Origin of the sequence: Trinickia sp. Y13 (assembly GCF_029522115.1) — a bacterium.
Lineage (GTDB): Bacteria > Pseudomonadota > Gammaproteobacteria > Burkholderiales > Burkholderiaceae > Trinickia.
This window is the reverse complement of record NZ_JAKWFK010000003.1, coordinates 1-14,481: the sequence shown is the minus strand read 5'-3', so window position 1 is coordinate 14,481 and position 14,481 is coordinate 1. Positions and strand designations below refer to the sequence as shown.

Genomic DNA, 14,481 nt, shown 5'->3' with positions numbered 1-14,481 from the left:
GCCGCCCTTGCGGCTTGCACTCAATTTAATATCAGGCTGCCTGACATGTAAAGTATAATGTGAACCTTTCGGTGTAAACCCGCGCTAGCAAGGAGGCATGAATGGATATCGACCGTCTCGTGGCGATCGACACGCACGTTCACGCGGAAGTGTCGTGCTGTCAGCCGCCCGATCTCTTTGCAAAGGAGTTCGACGAAGCGGCGGACAAATACTTCGGAACGATCCTCAAGGCGGGACGGCGGCCGACGATTCCCGAAACGATCTCGCATTACCGCGAGCGCAACATCGGCTTCGTGATGTTCACGGTGGACTGCGAAGCGAACGTGGGCCGGCGGCGCATTTCCAACGAGGAGATCGCCGGGTTCGCTCGGGAGAACGCGGACATCATGATTGCCTTTGCCAGCATCGATCCGCACAAGGGCAAGATGGGCGCGCGCGAAGCGCGGCAACTGATCGACGCGCATGGCGTGCGCGGATTCAAATTTCATCCGACCATGCAAGGCTTCTTCGCGAATGACCGGCTCGCGTATCCGCTGTATGAAGTGATCGCCGAGCACGGCTTGCCTGCGGTCTTCCATAGCGGGCACTCGGGCATGGGATCGGGGATGCGCGGCGGCGGCGGCCTGCGCTTGAAGTATTCGGAGCCGATCCACCTGGACGACGTAGCGGCCGACTTCCCCGATATGAAGATCGTCATCGCGCATCCGTCGTGGCCGTGGCAGGAACAAGCCCTGTCCATCGCCTTGCACAAGCCCAACGTGTATATCGATCTGTCGGGATGGTCGCCGAAATACTTTTCGCCGGAACTCGTGAAGTACGCGAACACGTTGCTCAAGGACCGCGTGCTGTTCGCCTCCGATTTTCCCCTGATCCAACCCGATCGCTGGCTTGCGGACTTCGACACGCTGCCCGTCAAGCCGGAGGTGCGAGCGCTGATCCTGAAGGAAAATGCGGTGCGGCTGCTCGATCTGCGCAAGCATTGAGTGCGGCTCGGGGCCGCATCGCCGAACCCGCGATGCGGCCCCGCCGCGCTCGGCGTAAGCCCATATGCCATCCGGCTGGCCGATAGATAAACTGGACTATGATGTGCCGGGTGCAAACACCTAACAGCACTGCAACAATGACAACGACGATGGAGAAGCGGCGTCCGGCCGCCACCAAACGCGCGCAATCGGCAAGGTCCGCGGCCGCCCCGCCGGTCCGGGTCTCTTATTTGATCGGCCAGTTGGATCGAGTCGTCAAACGTCGCCTGGCCGAAACGCTGGCCGAATTCGACTTGACCCTGCCGCAGTTCACCGCGCTGTCGGTCATCAACGCCAGCGGCGGCATGACCAATGCAAAGCTGGCGGAACGGTCGTTGATCACGCCCCAGTCCGCCAATGAGGTCGTGAAGACGATGGAAGCGAACGGATGGGTGGGGCGCACGCACCATCCTACCCACGGGCGTCTCATTCATCTCTTTCTCACCGATGAAGGGCGCCGCGTCCTGCGCGGCTGCGATGCCGCGGTGGACGCGCTCGAAGCATCGATGCTCGAAGGCATCACGGAAATCCCGCTCGATACGCTTCGCAAGGTGCTGCAGCGCTGTGTTTCGAATCTGCGCGAATGACGTTCGAAAGCACGTTGCGAGCCGCGGAATTGGGATACGTGCATGTTATGATCGTCGATCCCTCAGCATTCCAACGCTCTTCCTCATGCCCTCGATGCCGCCCGCTCCCGAAGACGACACAAGCGAGCAGACCGACCAATCCGAACTACTCGAGCTAGTCGGCTACAACATTCGGCGCTCCTATTTGGTTATTCAAGCCTACTTCGACAAGGAGATGGAGAAGCACGAGCTGCGGCAAGCCGAATTCGGCGTGCTGTCGGTCGTGCGCGGAAACCCCGGGATCAGTCAGCGCGCGCTGGCCGATGCCCTCGCGGTCGCGCCGCCGAACCTCGCGACGCTGCTCGACCGTCTCGAAGCGCGCGGCTTATTGACGCGCCAACGCAGCAAGGAAGATAAACGGGTGCAGCACGTCGGGCTGACGACGCAAGGCGTGCGCATCTACAACCGCGCGCTGAAAGCAGCCGCGGTCGCCGATCGCCTAGCGCTCGAAAGGCTCAGCGAGGATGAGCGCGAGCAGTTGAAGGCGTTGCTGCGCAAGATTTTCGTGGCGTGAGCGCCGGCGTCTATCCGCTTATTGTTCCCCCCTCCAGAACGCGAGATAGCGAGTGGTCATGAATGAAGGGTGAAGGGCTTTGGAGCGATGCGGCGCGAGCCGCGCCGATGCATCGCTCCGAACCTTATACGCGCAAGACGGTCACGTCAGAACCGCGTCTGCAGCCCGATACGCCCGATGAACTGCGACGGCGAACTGGACGCCACCATGACATCGTTGATCTGCGCATTCGCCCCGGCGCTCGCGCGCTGGTAGACGGCCGCCACGTACACATTGGTGCGCTTCGAGAAGTTGTATTGCAGCTCTGCCGTTAGTTGGTGCGCATGGTTGTTGTCGACCACATGATTGCCCTTCATATAGGAATACACCCCGCTTACGAGCCACGGGCTGTCGAACGAGTATGCCGCGCCTATTTCCGCTTGCCATACGGCCGCGCCGTTCAACTCGTTGCGCACCGTCGTGAAGAGTGCCGTCGTCACCATCCTGCCGATGTGGTAATGCGCGCCGACACCCCAGTTGCGCACGCTGTCCTGCACCCCGCCCACATCCGTCTTCGTCAACGTGTAAGCGGCATTGGCGCCGAACGGGCCATTGAGGTAGTTGATCCCGATGCTCTGCGCATTGCCTGCCCCGATCGATCCCGCGACGTTCCCGAAGCCATACATCGCACCGACGGAAAAGCCGCCGAATCTTGGGCTCAAATACTTGACGGAGTTCTGCACCCGCTCGCCGGCCATGCGGTCCCAATCGAACGCGCCCGTCGGATTGTTCGGCAGCGCAAGGCCAGCAAACGGGCCGTTGCGGAAATCGTAGACCCCTTGCGCATAGAATGCCGCATCGTCGAACCCGAAAAATAGGGAGTCGACCATGAAGTCGTACTGGTTGCCCAAAGTGAGCCGCCCCCAGCGTTGATCGTCGAGTCCGACATAAGCGTTTCGGCCGAACAGGCTCTGCCCCGGCATGAACGACCCCGTACCGAGCTCGAACTGATTGGTCAAGTCGAAGATGGCTTTCAGCCCGCCGCCCAGATCCTCCTTGCCGTCGATCTTGAGCAAGTTCGGCACCTCGATGCCGTCGTCGAACTTCACGACGCTCTTGCCGCCTTGGTTGCTGATATACGACACCCCGCCGTCGATCAACCCGCTCAGGGTCACGCTGCTCTGCGCGAATGCGTGCGATGCGAACAGCGCGCCGGCCGCCGCGAACATGGCCTTACGTTTCATCTGATTTCTCCTTGCCTGGTATGAAGTGCCCGCGGTCATCGCCGGCGGATGCATTGGTATGGGTCAAGCCACATCGCGCGTTGCGCCGAAGACATCGCTTGCGGCCGCGCCTCGCTTGCACGGCGCCGTTTCCAGCAGGAAGAGCGACACCACGGCGCCCCCCACGAGCCCGGCGAGCGCAAAATCGAGTGTCATGGGCAAACCGAAATGCTGCGCAATGAAGCCGGCAATCACGGGCGCGAGACCGCCGCCGAAAATCTCTCCCGTGCCCGACACGAAACCCACCGACGACGCCACGAGTCCAAGCGGCGCCGCCTCGGTGGCGATCGGCCCGCTCAACAGACCAAGCAACCCGAGCGCGAACATCGAGATGCCGAACAGCAGTGCGAACAGGACAGGCGGGTTTGCCCCGACGAGCGAGAAGACGTAGAGCAAGACGGCCGCGCAGACGAAAGCGATGATCGCCGCGGCGCGCCGGCCGATGAAGTCCGATACGCCGGCCACGCCGAACGACCCGATGAAGCCGCCGAAGCCGATCGCCGATACGACGAAGCCCATGCTTTGCGTGTCGAGATGCAGCACTTCGACGAGATAGGTCGGCACCATGGCGCTCACGACGAAGATGCCGGACATCGCGCACAAAATCGCTAGCGTGGCCAGCACGACGTTGCGGCTGCGAAAGAGCGAAGTCCACCGCGCCTTAGCGTGTGCGGCATCGGCGTGCGGCAGCTCGTTGCGCGGATGCTCCCGCAACATCACGGCGATCAACGTCGCGACGATGAGCCCGGGCACCGCGGAAATCATGAAGACCCAATGCCAGGACGGGACGACGCGCAACAACTGGGTGGCGATGATCGGCGCGAATCCGAGGCCGAGCAGCGAGAACATGCTCAGTTGCAGCCCTTGGTTGAAACCCCGCCGGGCAGGCAGCGACGCCTCGCCCGTGGCGGCGACGCTGGCAGGCGTGAATGCGCCTTCGGCGATCCCCATGATGGCGCGGATCAGCATCAGCCCTGCGAAGCTGGCCGCGAGCCCCGACAGGCTCGAAAGCAGCGAGAAAGCAATCATCGTCACGACCAGGATCTTCTTGCGCCCGATGCGATCCGACACCGGCCCCATCGCGATGGCCCAGATGCCCCATGCAACGCTCAGGATGCCGATCAAACTGCCCAACTGCTGAAAGTTCAGGCCAAGGTCGCGCATCATGTGAGGAAAGAGCGGCGCGACGATCCAGCGGTCCAAGCCCACGAGGCCGAAGCCAAGTCCAAGCAGAATCAGGGTCTTGCGCTCGTAGGCGGTGTCGTGCCTAGAAAGGGTGCTCATGAAGGTGTCTCCGATTGTTGTCACTGTCGATATAGTTCTTTTTCATATTTGTTATAAAGCATAACGACTTGCCGGTCGAATGCAAGCGCGCGACGATAGGGGAAAACGCGCAATCAGCGCCGGACTCGCCTCGGAGATCCTGAATTCGTGGGCCTTGGCGGCCCGGGCGGCCTCGGAACACTTCAACCAGAGCAAGGGAAAAAAACGAAGCGGGCGCTTCATTCCCAGGACAGGATGGCAGGTCGAACCGGCATCCGGCATGGATACCGGTGCGGTTCACCGCATGGTTCAGCGCGACCGGGACAACCTGCGATGTCGGTGCCTCTCTATTGGAGCGGGCCGCCCCTTGGTCGAATCGCGTTCCGCCGCTTCGTGCGGAGCTGGTTGCCTAATCGGGCCGATCGAGTCGATACGGCGTCACCGCCGCTTGCGAAAAGCGTTCGGCGCGCTGCCGGTCAGCCGTTTGAAGAACCGGGTGAAGTAAGCGGGTTCGGAGAAACCGAGCAGATCGGCGATTTGACTGACATTGAGCGTCGTATAGACGAGATTGCGCTTCGCCTCGAGCAGCAGGCGCTGATGCACGATCGACAGTGCGCTCTGCCCGACGAGCCGTTGGCAGACCGCATTCAAGTGCACAGGGGTGATGCCCAGTTGCGATGCGTACTCGGCAATCGGGAGATGCTCGCGATAATGCTTCTCCACCAGCTTCGAGAAGACCCGCAAATGGGTCTGACCGCGGTCTAGACGTTCGCCCGCATCGTGCAGCCTGCGCGCGTCTTTGCGACTGGTCCAAACCACCAACGCGCTGACGAGGGAGCGCAATAACAGATCACGTGAGGGTGCGGGATTGGCGTATTCGCGATCGATCGCGGCGCACAACGTGTCCAGATAGCGCTTGTCCGTGCCCACTGCGTGGCACGCGGGATAGTGAAGCACCGGGCGCTGCGCGTCGATCTGCTCTTGCAGCCACGCAACGAGCGGGGCCGCGAGCGTGACGACGAAGCCATCGACGTCATGGCTGAAGCGAAAGCCATGCACACATAGCGGCGGCACGACTTGGATCGACGGCCGCGCAACCTCGGTGTGCGCGCCTTCGATATCGATGCACGCCGATCCTTTCTGCAGGTAAACGATCTGCGCGAGGTCCGCATGCCGATGCCGGCGGATCTCCCAATCGTGCAAGCGACTGCGCTTCGGAATGGATTCGCAGTGCAACAGATCCGGTGTGCGCCAGTCGTGCCCCTCGCCGTACAGCTTGAATACAGGGATGTCTTCGAGCGGCGAATAGTCCATCGGTGCTCCTGGCCCCCGCCTCGCGCCGCCTGATCCACGGCACACGGGCTGCAGCGAGATCTTTGAAAAGTCCAATTCTATTGCATAAATGTGCCTTCTTTCCCGTGTGCTATCGACGAAAAATACAAGCATACAAAAACATCGTCATCACGCGCAGCGTGTATCAGGAGACATCACCGTGAAAACGCGAATCGCCATCATCGGCGCCGGCCCATCCGGCTTGCTGCTCGGCCAACTGCTGCAACGCGCCGGCATCGACAACATCGTCCTCGAACGCCAAAGCGCCGGCTACGTGCTCGGCCGAATTCGGGCGGGCGTGCTCGAGCAAGGCACGGCCGATCTGATGCGCGAAGCCGGCGTCGGCGCGCGCATGGAAGCGGAGGGGCTCGTGCACGAGGGTGTCGAGCTCGCCTTCCACGGCCGTCGCGACCGCATCGATCTGAAAGCGCTGACGGGCGGCTCGACGGTCATCGTCTATGGACAGACCGAGCTCACGCGCGATTTGATGGCGGCGCGCGAAGCGAGCGGCGGCACGACCATCTATGAGGCACGCAACGTGCAATTGCACGGAGTCGAAGGCGACACGCCGCACGTCACCTTCGAGAAAAACGGGGAGACGGTGACGCTCGAATGCGACTTCATCGCCGGTTGCGACGGCTTTCACGGCGTATCGCGCAAGACCATACCGGCCAATCGTCTCACGCAATACGAGCGCATCTTTCCCTTTGGCTGGCTGGGGCTGCTCTCCGATACGCCCCCGGTCAATCATGAATTGATCTACGCGAACCATCCGCGCGGCTTTGCGCTGTGCAGCCAGCGTTCGACGACCCGCAGCCGCTACTACCTGCAGGTGCCCCTCACGGAGAAGGCAGAGGATTGGACGGACGAGCGCTTCTGGGAAGAACTGAAAAGGCGCTTGCCGGGGGACGTTGCCAACGATCTCGTGACGGGCGATTCGCTGGAAAAAAGCGTGGCGCCGCTGCGCAGCTATGTGGTCGAGCCGATGCAATACGGCAAGCTCTTTCTCGTGGGAGACGCCGCGCACATCGTCCCGCCGACGGGCGCCAAGGGCTTGAACCTCGCCGCGAGCGACGTCGGCGCGCTGTATCGGATCCTTCGCGGCGTCTACGAGAACGGGCGCACCGATTGGATAGAGAAGTACTCCTCGATCGCGCTACGCCGTGTTTGGAAGGCCGTGCGCTTTTCATGGCTCATGACGAACCTGCTCCACGAGTTCCCCGAGCGCGACGCCTTCGACAAACAGATGCAGCGCATCGACTACGAGTACTACACGGGCTCGAATGCCGGGCGCAGGATGATCGCCGAAAACTATGTGGGATTGCCGCTCGATGTGATCGAATAGGATCAGGATCGCGGCAATCGGCGATAGCTTTCGATCGGCACCTGCGTCACTCCCGGCCGCGCGCGTCCGCTTCGCGGCGTGCGCTTGTCCGCCCTACTCCTGTTTGATGCCTTCGGCCTGAATCTGAAGCTTGGTCAGCATATTGAACCCAAGCTTCTGCCCGATATCGATGCCGAAATCGGCCCGATTGAACTGCGCGCTCGCCTCGACGCCGCATACCTCACGCTTGAAGTACGGATTGATGATGCATTTGAACGATTCGATCTTCAGATTGACGGGCCGCGTGACGCCATGCAGCGTCAGGGTGCCGACCACCTGATCGGGCCGATCGCCGTCGAACCGGATTTGCGTGCCCTTGTATGTCACCTTCGGAAACTGCGTCGTATCGAACCCGTCCTTGCCCTGCAAGTTGTGATTGAGTTGCGCGTTGCCCGTGTCGATCGATGCCGGATCGATCGATACCTCGACGGTCCCCGTTTTCTTCGCGAGATCGAGCGTCACGGTGCCGCTCGACTTCGTAAATTTCCCGCGCCAGACCGAAACGCCTCCGAAATGGTCCACGGCAAAACTGGGATAGGTATGCGTCGGATCGAGTTGATAGGTGCTCGCCAAAGCGGGGGCCGAGCACGACGCCACCGCGGCGGCGAGGCCAGCCGTGACAAGCAGGTTTGCTTTGTTCATTGTCTCCTCCAGATTCGTTAAATTGGCTGCTCTTTTAGAACTTCGGTGCAACGAGGTGAAATTTGATAATGACTTCGTCCGCGACGATCGACGTGTCCTTCCATTCGCCCGTTCCGATGTCGAACTGCGAACGCTTGATCGGCACGCTGCCGTCCAGCGTCTGCGTGTGATCGCGCTCCGTGAACGTGACGGGAACCGTAACGATCGCCGATTTGCCCTTGATCGTGAGCTTGCCTGTCACGTTGTACTGATTGCCGCCGGCAGCGGCAATCGCACTCGAAGCAAACGTGGCAGTCGGATAAGTGCGGGCATCGAACCAGTCCTTGCCGGCCACCTGGCTGTCGTAGCTGGGGTCGCCCAGATCGTAGCTGCCGACCTCGACCGCGATCTGCGCAATAGCCGCGGATGGTTTGACCGGATCGAAGCTCACATGCGCACTGAACTTCTTGAACACGCCCGCGACAGGCACGTTCATCTGTTTCGACACGGCGCTGATCGAGCTTTTCGCGAGGTCCACCTCGGCGCGCGCCGCGCTAGGCGCGGCCAAGACGACCGACATGAGCGCGGGCGCCACGCAGCGGTAAAGCGATGACTTCATCGAAGATCCCTCGTCATTTGAGAAAAGGCAGCATGCGCGCGAGCAGTCCGTCTCGGTCGATGCACTGATGCTTGAGCGCAGCGGCAACGTGCCCCGCAACGAGCACGAACAGCCCGTAATCGAGCGCAATATGAACGCACTTGAGCCACACCTTGAGCGCCGGGTCCGGCGCGATCAGTCGCGGCAGCGGTATGAGGCCCAGATAGACGACGGGCACATTGGCCGCCGAGCTATAGAGGTAACCCGATACGGGAATCGCGATCATGAGCGCGTAGAGCGCCACGTGGACGGCATGCGCTACGCAGCGCTGCCAGGCGCTCATGCTCGCAGGCAACGGTGGCGCGCGATGGGTCAAGCGCCAAACGATGCGCAGCAGGGCCAATCCGAGCACGGTCACGCCGATCCACTTATGCCAGGAAAAGAAGCGCAACTTATCGGGCGTGATGCCCGGAATGCGGGTCATCGTCCAGCCCAATGCAAAAGCGCCGACTATCAACGCCGCGACGATCCAATGCAACCCGATCGCGGCTGCCGTGTAGGTGTGCGCACCGCAAACGGTGGCAGACGCATGCTTGTCCGCGCGTCTTGCGATGCGCTCATGGCCGGCTGCGCCGGCGCTGTTCGATTGACTCATCGCTCCCCTCCTCGTTCCGCGGCCGCATCGACACAAACGATCCGCTGCACGCCGAGCGCCGACACACCGGCCTCGAGCACATCGCCTGCACGCAGATATCGCCCGTAGTGGCTGCCGATGCCCGCCGGCGTGCCCGTGCAGATCAAGTCGCCCGGGTGCAACGACGTGTGCCTCGACAAATACGCGATCTGCTCGGCAATGCCGAAAATCATGTCGCCGGCCAGCCCGTCCTGCATCAAGTCGCCGTTCAGCCGCAACCACGGGCGCAACGCCGATGGCGCCTCGACGTCCCATGCGGGAACGAGCCACGGACCGGCCGGCAACCATCCGGGTCTCGATTTCGACTGCACCCAATCCGTTCCGAGCATCGGCACATCCGCTCTCGCTATGCGATCGCGCAATGTGATGTCGTTGACCACGCAATAGCCCGCCACATGATCGAACGCGCGTGCGGCCTCGACGTTGCGTGCGTGCCGTCCGATGACGACGCCGATCTCCACCTCCCAATCGAGCGTCGCCATGCCGCCTTCGACGGGCAATGGGTCGAACGGCGCCGCCACCGCTGCCGCGCCCTTCAGGCACACGTAGGGCGCGCCCTCGCGCCGCCGCGTTTCGATCGATCTGAGCACAGCTTCTCGTCGGCCGGGCGCATCCGCTGCGTTCTGCGCATCGAGCGCCGCCTGCAGGACCTGCTCCCGATAATTACCGATGGTGCAGTAAACCTGCCGCGGCGCAATCGGCTCATGGACCCGGAAGGCGGTAAGCTCGATGCCTTGCTCCACGATGAGCGCCTGCGTTGCTTGCGATCGGACGACGTGCTTCAATGGTTCGGCATTGCCCTCCCACTCATCGAGCAATTCACGCATCGACGACGTGCCGCGCAGACCGTTAGTGCGCCAGTGCGCCAAGGCCATTACGCGAGAGTCGAACAGCAGCGCCGGAAACGGCATGCACGCGGCGATCGACACGTTCACTAGTACCGGAAACATGGCCGCTCACCGAGCTTGGGTGAAAGGAGCCGCGACTGCATCGCCGCCGGGGCGTGCGCGCGAGCGCCGGCGCGGCGCGGTTTCAACGAGCAGCACGGCAACGCCCGCTCCCGCGATGAGGCTGTAGAACGCGAAGTCGAGGGTGCGGGCCAAGCCGAAATGCTGCGCGATGAAACCGGCAATCACGGGTGCAACGCCGCCCCCGAACGTCTCGCCCACCCCCGACACGAAACCGATGGCCGACGCGACCAGACCGAGCGGCGCCGCCTCGGTGGCGACCGGCCCGCTCAGCAATGACAGCAAGCCGATGGAGAAAAGGGAGACGCCGAATAGCAACGCGAACAGCATCTGAGGATTCGGGCCCGAGCGCGCGAAGCAATAAAGCAGCAGCGTCGCGGCGGCGAACCCAAACAGCGCCGTCGGGCGTCGGCCAACGTAATCGGAAATGCCCGGCAGCGCGAAGGAGCCCGCAAACCCGCCAAAACCGATTGCCGACGCCACCAAGCCCATAGTGCGCGGGTCCAGATGCAACACGCCGACGAGATACGTCGGCACCATGGCACCGATCACGAAAATCCCGCCCATGGCGCACACAATGGCCGCGGTCGCGACAAGCACGTTGCGCGTGCGCAGCAATTGCGTCCATTGCATCTTCATTGTGCCTTGCGCGGCGAAGGACGCATTGCCGCGCGTGCGCTCTTGCAACAGGCGCCAGATCAGCACAGAGACGATCAACCCCGGCACGGCCGAAATCATGAATACCCAGTGCCAGGACGGTAAGATCCGCAGCAACTGCGTCGCGGCGATCGGCGCGAAACCGAGGCCGACGAGCGGAATCATGCTCAGTTGCAAGCCCTGGTTCAGGCCGCGTCGAGTGGGGCGTGACGCTTCGCTGTTTGCCGCGAGGCTTGCGGGCGTAAATGCGCCTTCGGCGACGCCCATCGCGGCACGCAACAGCAACAGGCTGCTAAAGCCGGCGGCGAACCCGGCCAAGCTCGATAGCACGGAGAAAACGATCATCGTCGCGACGAGAATCTTCTTTCGTCCGATGCGATCCGAAACCGGCCCCATCACGATGGACCAGATGCCCCACGCCACGCCGAGCACGCCAATCAAGCTGCCCAGTTGCGAATAGTCGAGGCCGAGGTCCTTCATCATGTACGGAAACATCGGCGCCATCAGCCACCGGTCGAAACCGACCAATCCGAACCCCAGGCCCAGCAGGACGAGCGTTTTGCGCTCGTACCCGATGTCATGGTGAGATGTGGTCATCTTTTGTCTCCATTAAGTTGTCTTTCGTGTGATGTGACGACGGGCGCCGATGAGCTATCCGGAGGCACCACGCTCCAGTTGCCATCGTCGTGCCGGAAGAAAAAGATCGTGACCGCATGGGCCGGCCGCGCCAGGCACACTCGAACGCAACGATGCCGATTGCGCCTGACAGGGGGGACGCGGCTCACATGAACCGCCTCGTCCGAGTCCCTGCCGAACCACTTCTCGACCACGCAGCGCAAGGATCTGTCCTCGACAAGCACGCTCTCCTCCTCCGTGCGATATACGCCCATGACGGCATTCCTTCCCTCACCGCCCCGCACGCTCAATGCTAACGTTAGCGTAGATTAGATGCCTGTTACGGCGCTGTCAATTGCGTACATCTACTGATTTCTATGCTTACGTACGCACCAGACACAGATAAACCCATGATTCAACGCCGAGATTGCTCGGTCACCGTCATATCAGGCGGTCGAGATCGGGAACTGCTCAGCGGCGAGCGAGTGTGCTATCGTTTGTCCGGATCCGCTTCATTGGAACGCTATGATCACCATCAAAGACATCGCCACCCGTCTCCAGGTCTCTCCTTCGACGGTTGGCCGCGCGCTCGCCGACGATCCGAGAATCAGCGCCGCCACGAAAAAGAAGGTCACGGAAGTCGCCAATGAAATGGGCTACGTGGCCAATCTCGCGGCCCGCATGATGCGCGGCGTGTCGAGCAATCTCATCGGCCTCGTGCTGCCCGACATTCGCAATAGTTTTTACTCGACCATTGCGCACGCGCTGTCCAAGTGCGTGCAGGGCGCGGGCTTTCAATTGATGTTGTCGGAAACCGAAGACGACCGGATGGTCGAGCTGCATCACATTCGGGAGCTGACGAGCGCGAACGTGGCCGGGATCATCATCGTTCCAACGGCGAGGCCGCATCGGGAAGCCACGCGCCTGCTCAAATTGTTGCCGCACGTCCAATTGATTCGCCGGCAAGCGGCCATCGGCGATCAGTACTTCGGCATCGACGATACGCAGGCGCTGTTCGACGCGACGAACCATTTGATTGCGCTTGGCCACCAACGCATCGCCTACCTCGGCGGCACCGACGAGCTGCCCACGGGTGAAGCGCGACTGCAGGGTTACCGCAAAGCCATCGAAGCCATGCCGCGCAATGCAGGGCCCGGCGCCGAGCTCGTCCGGCTCGGCCCGCCGGGTTCGATCGACTTCGGGCGGGAAGCCATGCGCGCCATCCTGTCGCAAGCCTGCGCGCCGACGGCAGTCGTGGCCGGTTCGGTACGCATCACGCAAGGCATCGTGGAAGAACTCACGGCTCAACGTATCGCCGTTCCCGAGCAACTTTCGGTGGTGGGCTTCGGCGATGAGATGGGATTCAGTTGGTGGGGGCCGGGTCTCACGACCGTCGGCCTTCCCGTTCACGATCTGGCCACGGCGTGCGGCCTCTGGTTCGTGCACCAGATCCGCGAAAATGCTGCCGCGCGCGCGCCCTACGCTTCGATTGCCACGGCCACGTTGATCCAACGCGGCAGCACGCGCGCGCCGGCATCCGCCGCGCGAGAGCGCGCTACGGCCGCGGTCAGTAGGAGTAAAAGCCCCGCTTAGCCTTACGGCCGAGATAGCCCGCGTCCACCATCTCTTTAAGCAAGGACGCGGGCCGATATTTCGTGTCGCCCATCTCGCGCTGAATCACCTCCATGATCGCGAGCACGGTGTCGAGGCCGATCAAATCGGCGAGCGCCAACGGCCCCATCGGATGACGCGCGCCTAGCTGCATGCCTGCGTCGATTTCCTCCGCGCTCGCCAATCCCTCCTGCAGCGCGAATACCGCTTCGTTGATCATCGGCACGAGAATGCGGTTGACCACGAAGCCGGGGGCATTCTTCACCTGGATCGCGGATTTACCGAGGCGCTCAGCAAGCGCAACGGTCGTCTCGAACGTGGCATCGCTCGTTTGCATGCCGCGAATGATTTCGACGAGCGCCATCGCCGGAACGGGGTTGAAAAAATGCATGCCGACGAAACGCGACGGGTCGGCGAGCGTAGCCGCCAATTGCGTGATCGACACGGACGACGTGTTCGTTGCGATGATGGCGCCCGGCTTGGCGATCGCGTCCAACTCGGGCAATAACTGGCACTTGATCCGGACATTTTCCGTGGCCGCTTCGATGACGACATCGCATGCGCCGAGCGCGGCCAATTGGGACGTCGTCTCCACCCGCGCCATCGCTTCGGCAACGTCGCCGGCTGTCATCTTCTGCTTCGAGACTAGGCTGTCGTAGCCCGCCAAAAGCCGCTCGCGCCCGCGCTCGAGCGCGCTTTCATCGACATCGCTGAGCACGACCATCAGGCCCGCTGCCGCGCACACTTGTGCGATCCCCGCGCCCATCTGGCCTGCTCCGACGATGCCTATCGTTTCGTAGTTCATGGTTGCCTTATGTATTCGGATAATCCGGTACGACGCCGCTTCGGCCGCGACCATTCGCCGGGCTGGCCCACATTGCGCAACTCGGCTTCGTCTTTTGCGGCTCGAATCGCACCGTCGAACGTGCGCTCGGTAGCTACGCACGCCCGATCGACGATCACTACCCAGTTGTCGAACGAGTATCGCCACCGTATGCGGCGCTCCTCCAACAGCGCGGAAAACCACCGCCAGACCGATGCATCTTCCGCATTGGCCACTGCGGCGGCATCGAAGCGAGTGCGTTGCATCGCATCCATATCGTGACTCCAGTAGACGCGCGGATTTCGCGCTCACTGTCACCCGCATCTATGCGAGCGCTTCGACCAACTCGGGAACCGCGGTAAATAGATCGCCGACGAGGCCGTAATCGGCCACGCTGAAGATCGGCGCTTCCGGATCCTTGTTGATCGCCACGATCACTTTCGAATCCTTCATGCCCGCCAAATGCTGAATCGCGCCGGAGATGCCCACCG

At 62.1% G+C, this 14,481-nt stretch carries 15 protein-coding genes and 1 pseudogene; 5 read left to right on the top strand and 11 right to left on the bottom strand.

Going from position 1 to position 14,481, the window contains the following annotated elements; genetic code table 11:
* Window positions 1–101 precede the first annotated feature (101 nt).
* The 3 genes from MMB74_RS06280 (at window position 102) to MMB74_RS06270 (ending at window position 2,162) form a co-directional block, all read left to right on the top strand.
* Window positions 102–983 (top strand): amidohydrolase family protein, encoded by an 882-nt coding sequence (locus tag MMB74_RS06280; protein WP_277427757.1) that lies wholly within the window; start codon window positions 102–104, stop codon window positions 981–983.
* A 137-nt stretch (window positions 984–1,120) separates the two neighbouring features.
* Window positions 1,121–1,609, top strand: coding sequence for a MarR family transcriptional regulator (locus MMB74_RS06275; RefSeq protein WP_277427756.1), 489 nt, complete (start codon window positions 1,121–1,123; stop codon window positions 1,607–1,609).
* An 85-nt stretch (window positions 1,610–1,694) separates the two neighbouring features.
* Window positions 1,695–2,162 carry a MarR family transcriptional regulator gene (locus MMB74_RS06270; RefSeq protein ID WP_277427755.1) on the top strand — a complete coding sequence of 156 codons (468 nt, stop codon included), beginning with the start codon at window positions 1,695–1,697 and terminating at the stop codon, window positions 2,160–2,162.
* Between the two features lie 146 nt (window positions 2,163–2,308).
* On the opposite strand, the gene MMB74_RS06265 is transcribed toward MMB74_RS06270, so the two are convergent.
* From MMB74_RS06265 to MMB74_RS06255, 3 genes are all read right to left on the bottom strand, one after another.
* Window positions 2,309–3,385: a porin gene (locus tag MMB74_RS06265; protein WP_277427754.1), complete on the bottom strand. Its 1,077-nt coding sequence runs from the start codon at window positions 3,383–3,385 to the stop codon at window positions 2,309–2,311.
* Window positions 3,386–3,448: 63 nt separating this feature from the next.
* Window positions 3,449–4,708 carry an MFS transporter gene (locus MMB74_RS06260; protein WP_277427753.1) on the bottom strand — a complete coding sequence of 420 codons (1,260 nt, stop codon included), beginning with the start codon at window positions 4,706–4,708 and terminating at the stop codon, window positions 3,449–3,451.
* Window positions 4,709–5,125: 417 nt separating this feature from the next.
* The gene (locus MMB74_RS06255) at window positions 5,126–6,001 is read right to left on the bottom strand and encodes a helix-turn-helix domain-containing protein (protein ID WP_277427752.1); all 876 of its coding nucleotides are present in this window, start codon (window positions 5,999–6,001) and stop codon (window positions 5,126–5,128) included.
* Between the two features lie 178 nt (window positions 6,002–6,179).
* Here MMB74_RS06255 and pobA point away from each other — a divergent pair, with 178 nt between their 5' ends.
* Entirely contained in the window at window positions 6,180–7,364 is a 1,185-nt protein-coding gene (gene pobA, locus MMB74_RS06250; RefSeq protein WP_277427751.1) for a 4-hydroxybenzoate 3-monooxygenase, read from the top strand.
* A gap of 93 nt (window positions 7,365–7,457) precedes the next feature.
* Here pobA and MMB74_RS06245 read toward each other — a convergent pair whose 3' ends face one another.
* Genes MMB74_RS06245 through MMB74_RS06225 form a run of 5 tightly spaced genes read right to left on the bottom strand, consistent with a single transcriptional unit; the run spans window position 7,458 to window position 11,538 of the window.
* Window positions 7,458–8,045: a YceI family protein gene (locus MMB74_RS06245; RefSeq protein WP_277427750.1), complete on the bottom strand. Its 588-nt coding sequence runs from the start codon at window positions 8,043–8,045 to the stop codon at window positions 7,458–7,460.
* Window positions 8,046–8,079: 34 nt separating this feature from the next.
* Window positions 8,080–8,604, bottom strand: a complete 525-nt coding sequence (locus MMB74_RS06240) for a YceI family protein (protein WP_277428172.1) — start codon at window positions 8,602–8,604, stop codon at window positions 8,080–8,082.
* A gap of 52 nt (window positions 8,605–8,656) precedes the next feature.
* Window positions 8,657–9,277 carry a cytochrome b gene (locus MMB74_RS06235; protein WP_277427749.1) on the bottom strand — a complete coding sequence of 207 codons (621 nt, stop codon included), beginning with the start codon at window positions 9,275–9,277 and terminating at the stop codon, window positions 8,657–8,659.
* A complete protein-coding gene (locus tag MMB74_RS06230) occupies window positions 9,274–10,266 on the bottom strand; it encodes a fumarylacetoacetate hydrolase family protein (protein ID WP_277427748.1) in 993 nt (330 codons plus the stop codon). The genes MMB74_RS06235 and MMB74_RS06230 overlap by 4 nt, the downstream gene beginning before the upstream one ends.
* A gap of 6 nt (window positions 10,267–10,272) precedes the next feature.
* Window positions 10,273–11,538 carry an MFS transporter gene (locus MMB74_RS06225; protein WP_277427747.1) on the bottom strand — a complete coding sequence of 422 codons (1,266 nt, stop codon included), beginning with the start codon at window positions 11,536–11,538 and terminating at the stop codon, window positions 10,273–10,275.
* Window positions 11,539–12,081: 543 nt separating this feature from the next.
* Between MMB74_RS06225 and MMB74_RS06220 the strand changes: the two genes are divergently transcribed.
* Window positions 12,082–13,149, top strand: a complete 1,068-nt coding sequence (locus tag MMB74_RS06220; RefSeq protein WP_277427746.1) for a LacI family DNA-binding transcriptional regulator — start codon at window positions 12,082–12,084, stop codon at window positions 13,147–13,149.
* On the opposite strand, the gene MMB74_RS06215 is transcribed toward MMB74_RS06220, so the two are convergent.
* The 3 genes and pseudogenes from MMB74_RS06215 to MMB74_RS06205 all read right to left on the bottom strand — a co-directional run.
* Window positions 13,124–13,972 (bottom strand): 3-hydroxybutyryl-CoA dehydrogenase, encoded by an 849-nt coding sequence (locus MMB74_RS06215; protein WP_277427745.1) that lies wholly within the window; start codon window positions 13,970–13,972, stop codon window positions 13,124–13,126. The genes MMB74_RS06220 and MMB74_RS06215 overlap by 26 nt on opposite strands.
* Window positions 13,969–14,265, bottom strand: a complete 297-nt coding sequence (locus MMB74_RS06210) for a hypothetical protein (protein WP_277427744.1) — start codon at window positions 14,263–14,265, stop codon at window positions 13,969–13,971. Before MMB74_RS06210 ends, MMB74_RS06215 begins: the two co-directional genes overlap by 4 nt.
* A gap of 49 nt (window positions 14,266–14,314) precedes the next feature.
* Window positions 14,315–14,481, bottom strand: a pseudogene (locus MMB74_RS06205) (electron transfer flavoprotein subunit alpha/FixB family protein); the annotation flags it as partial.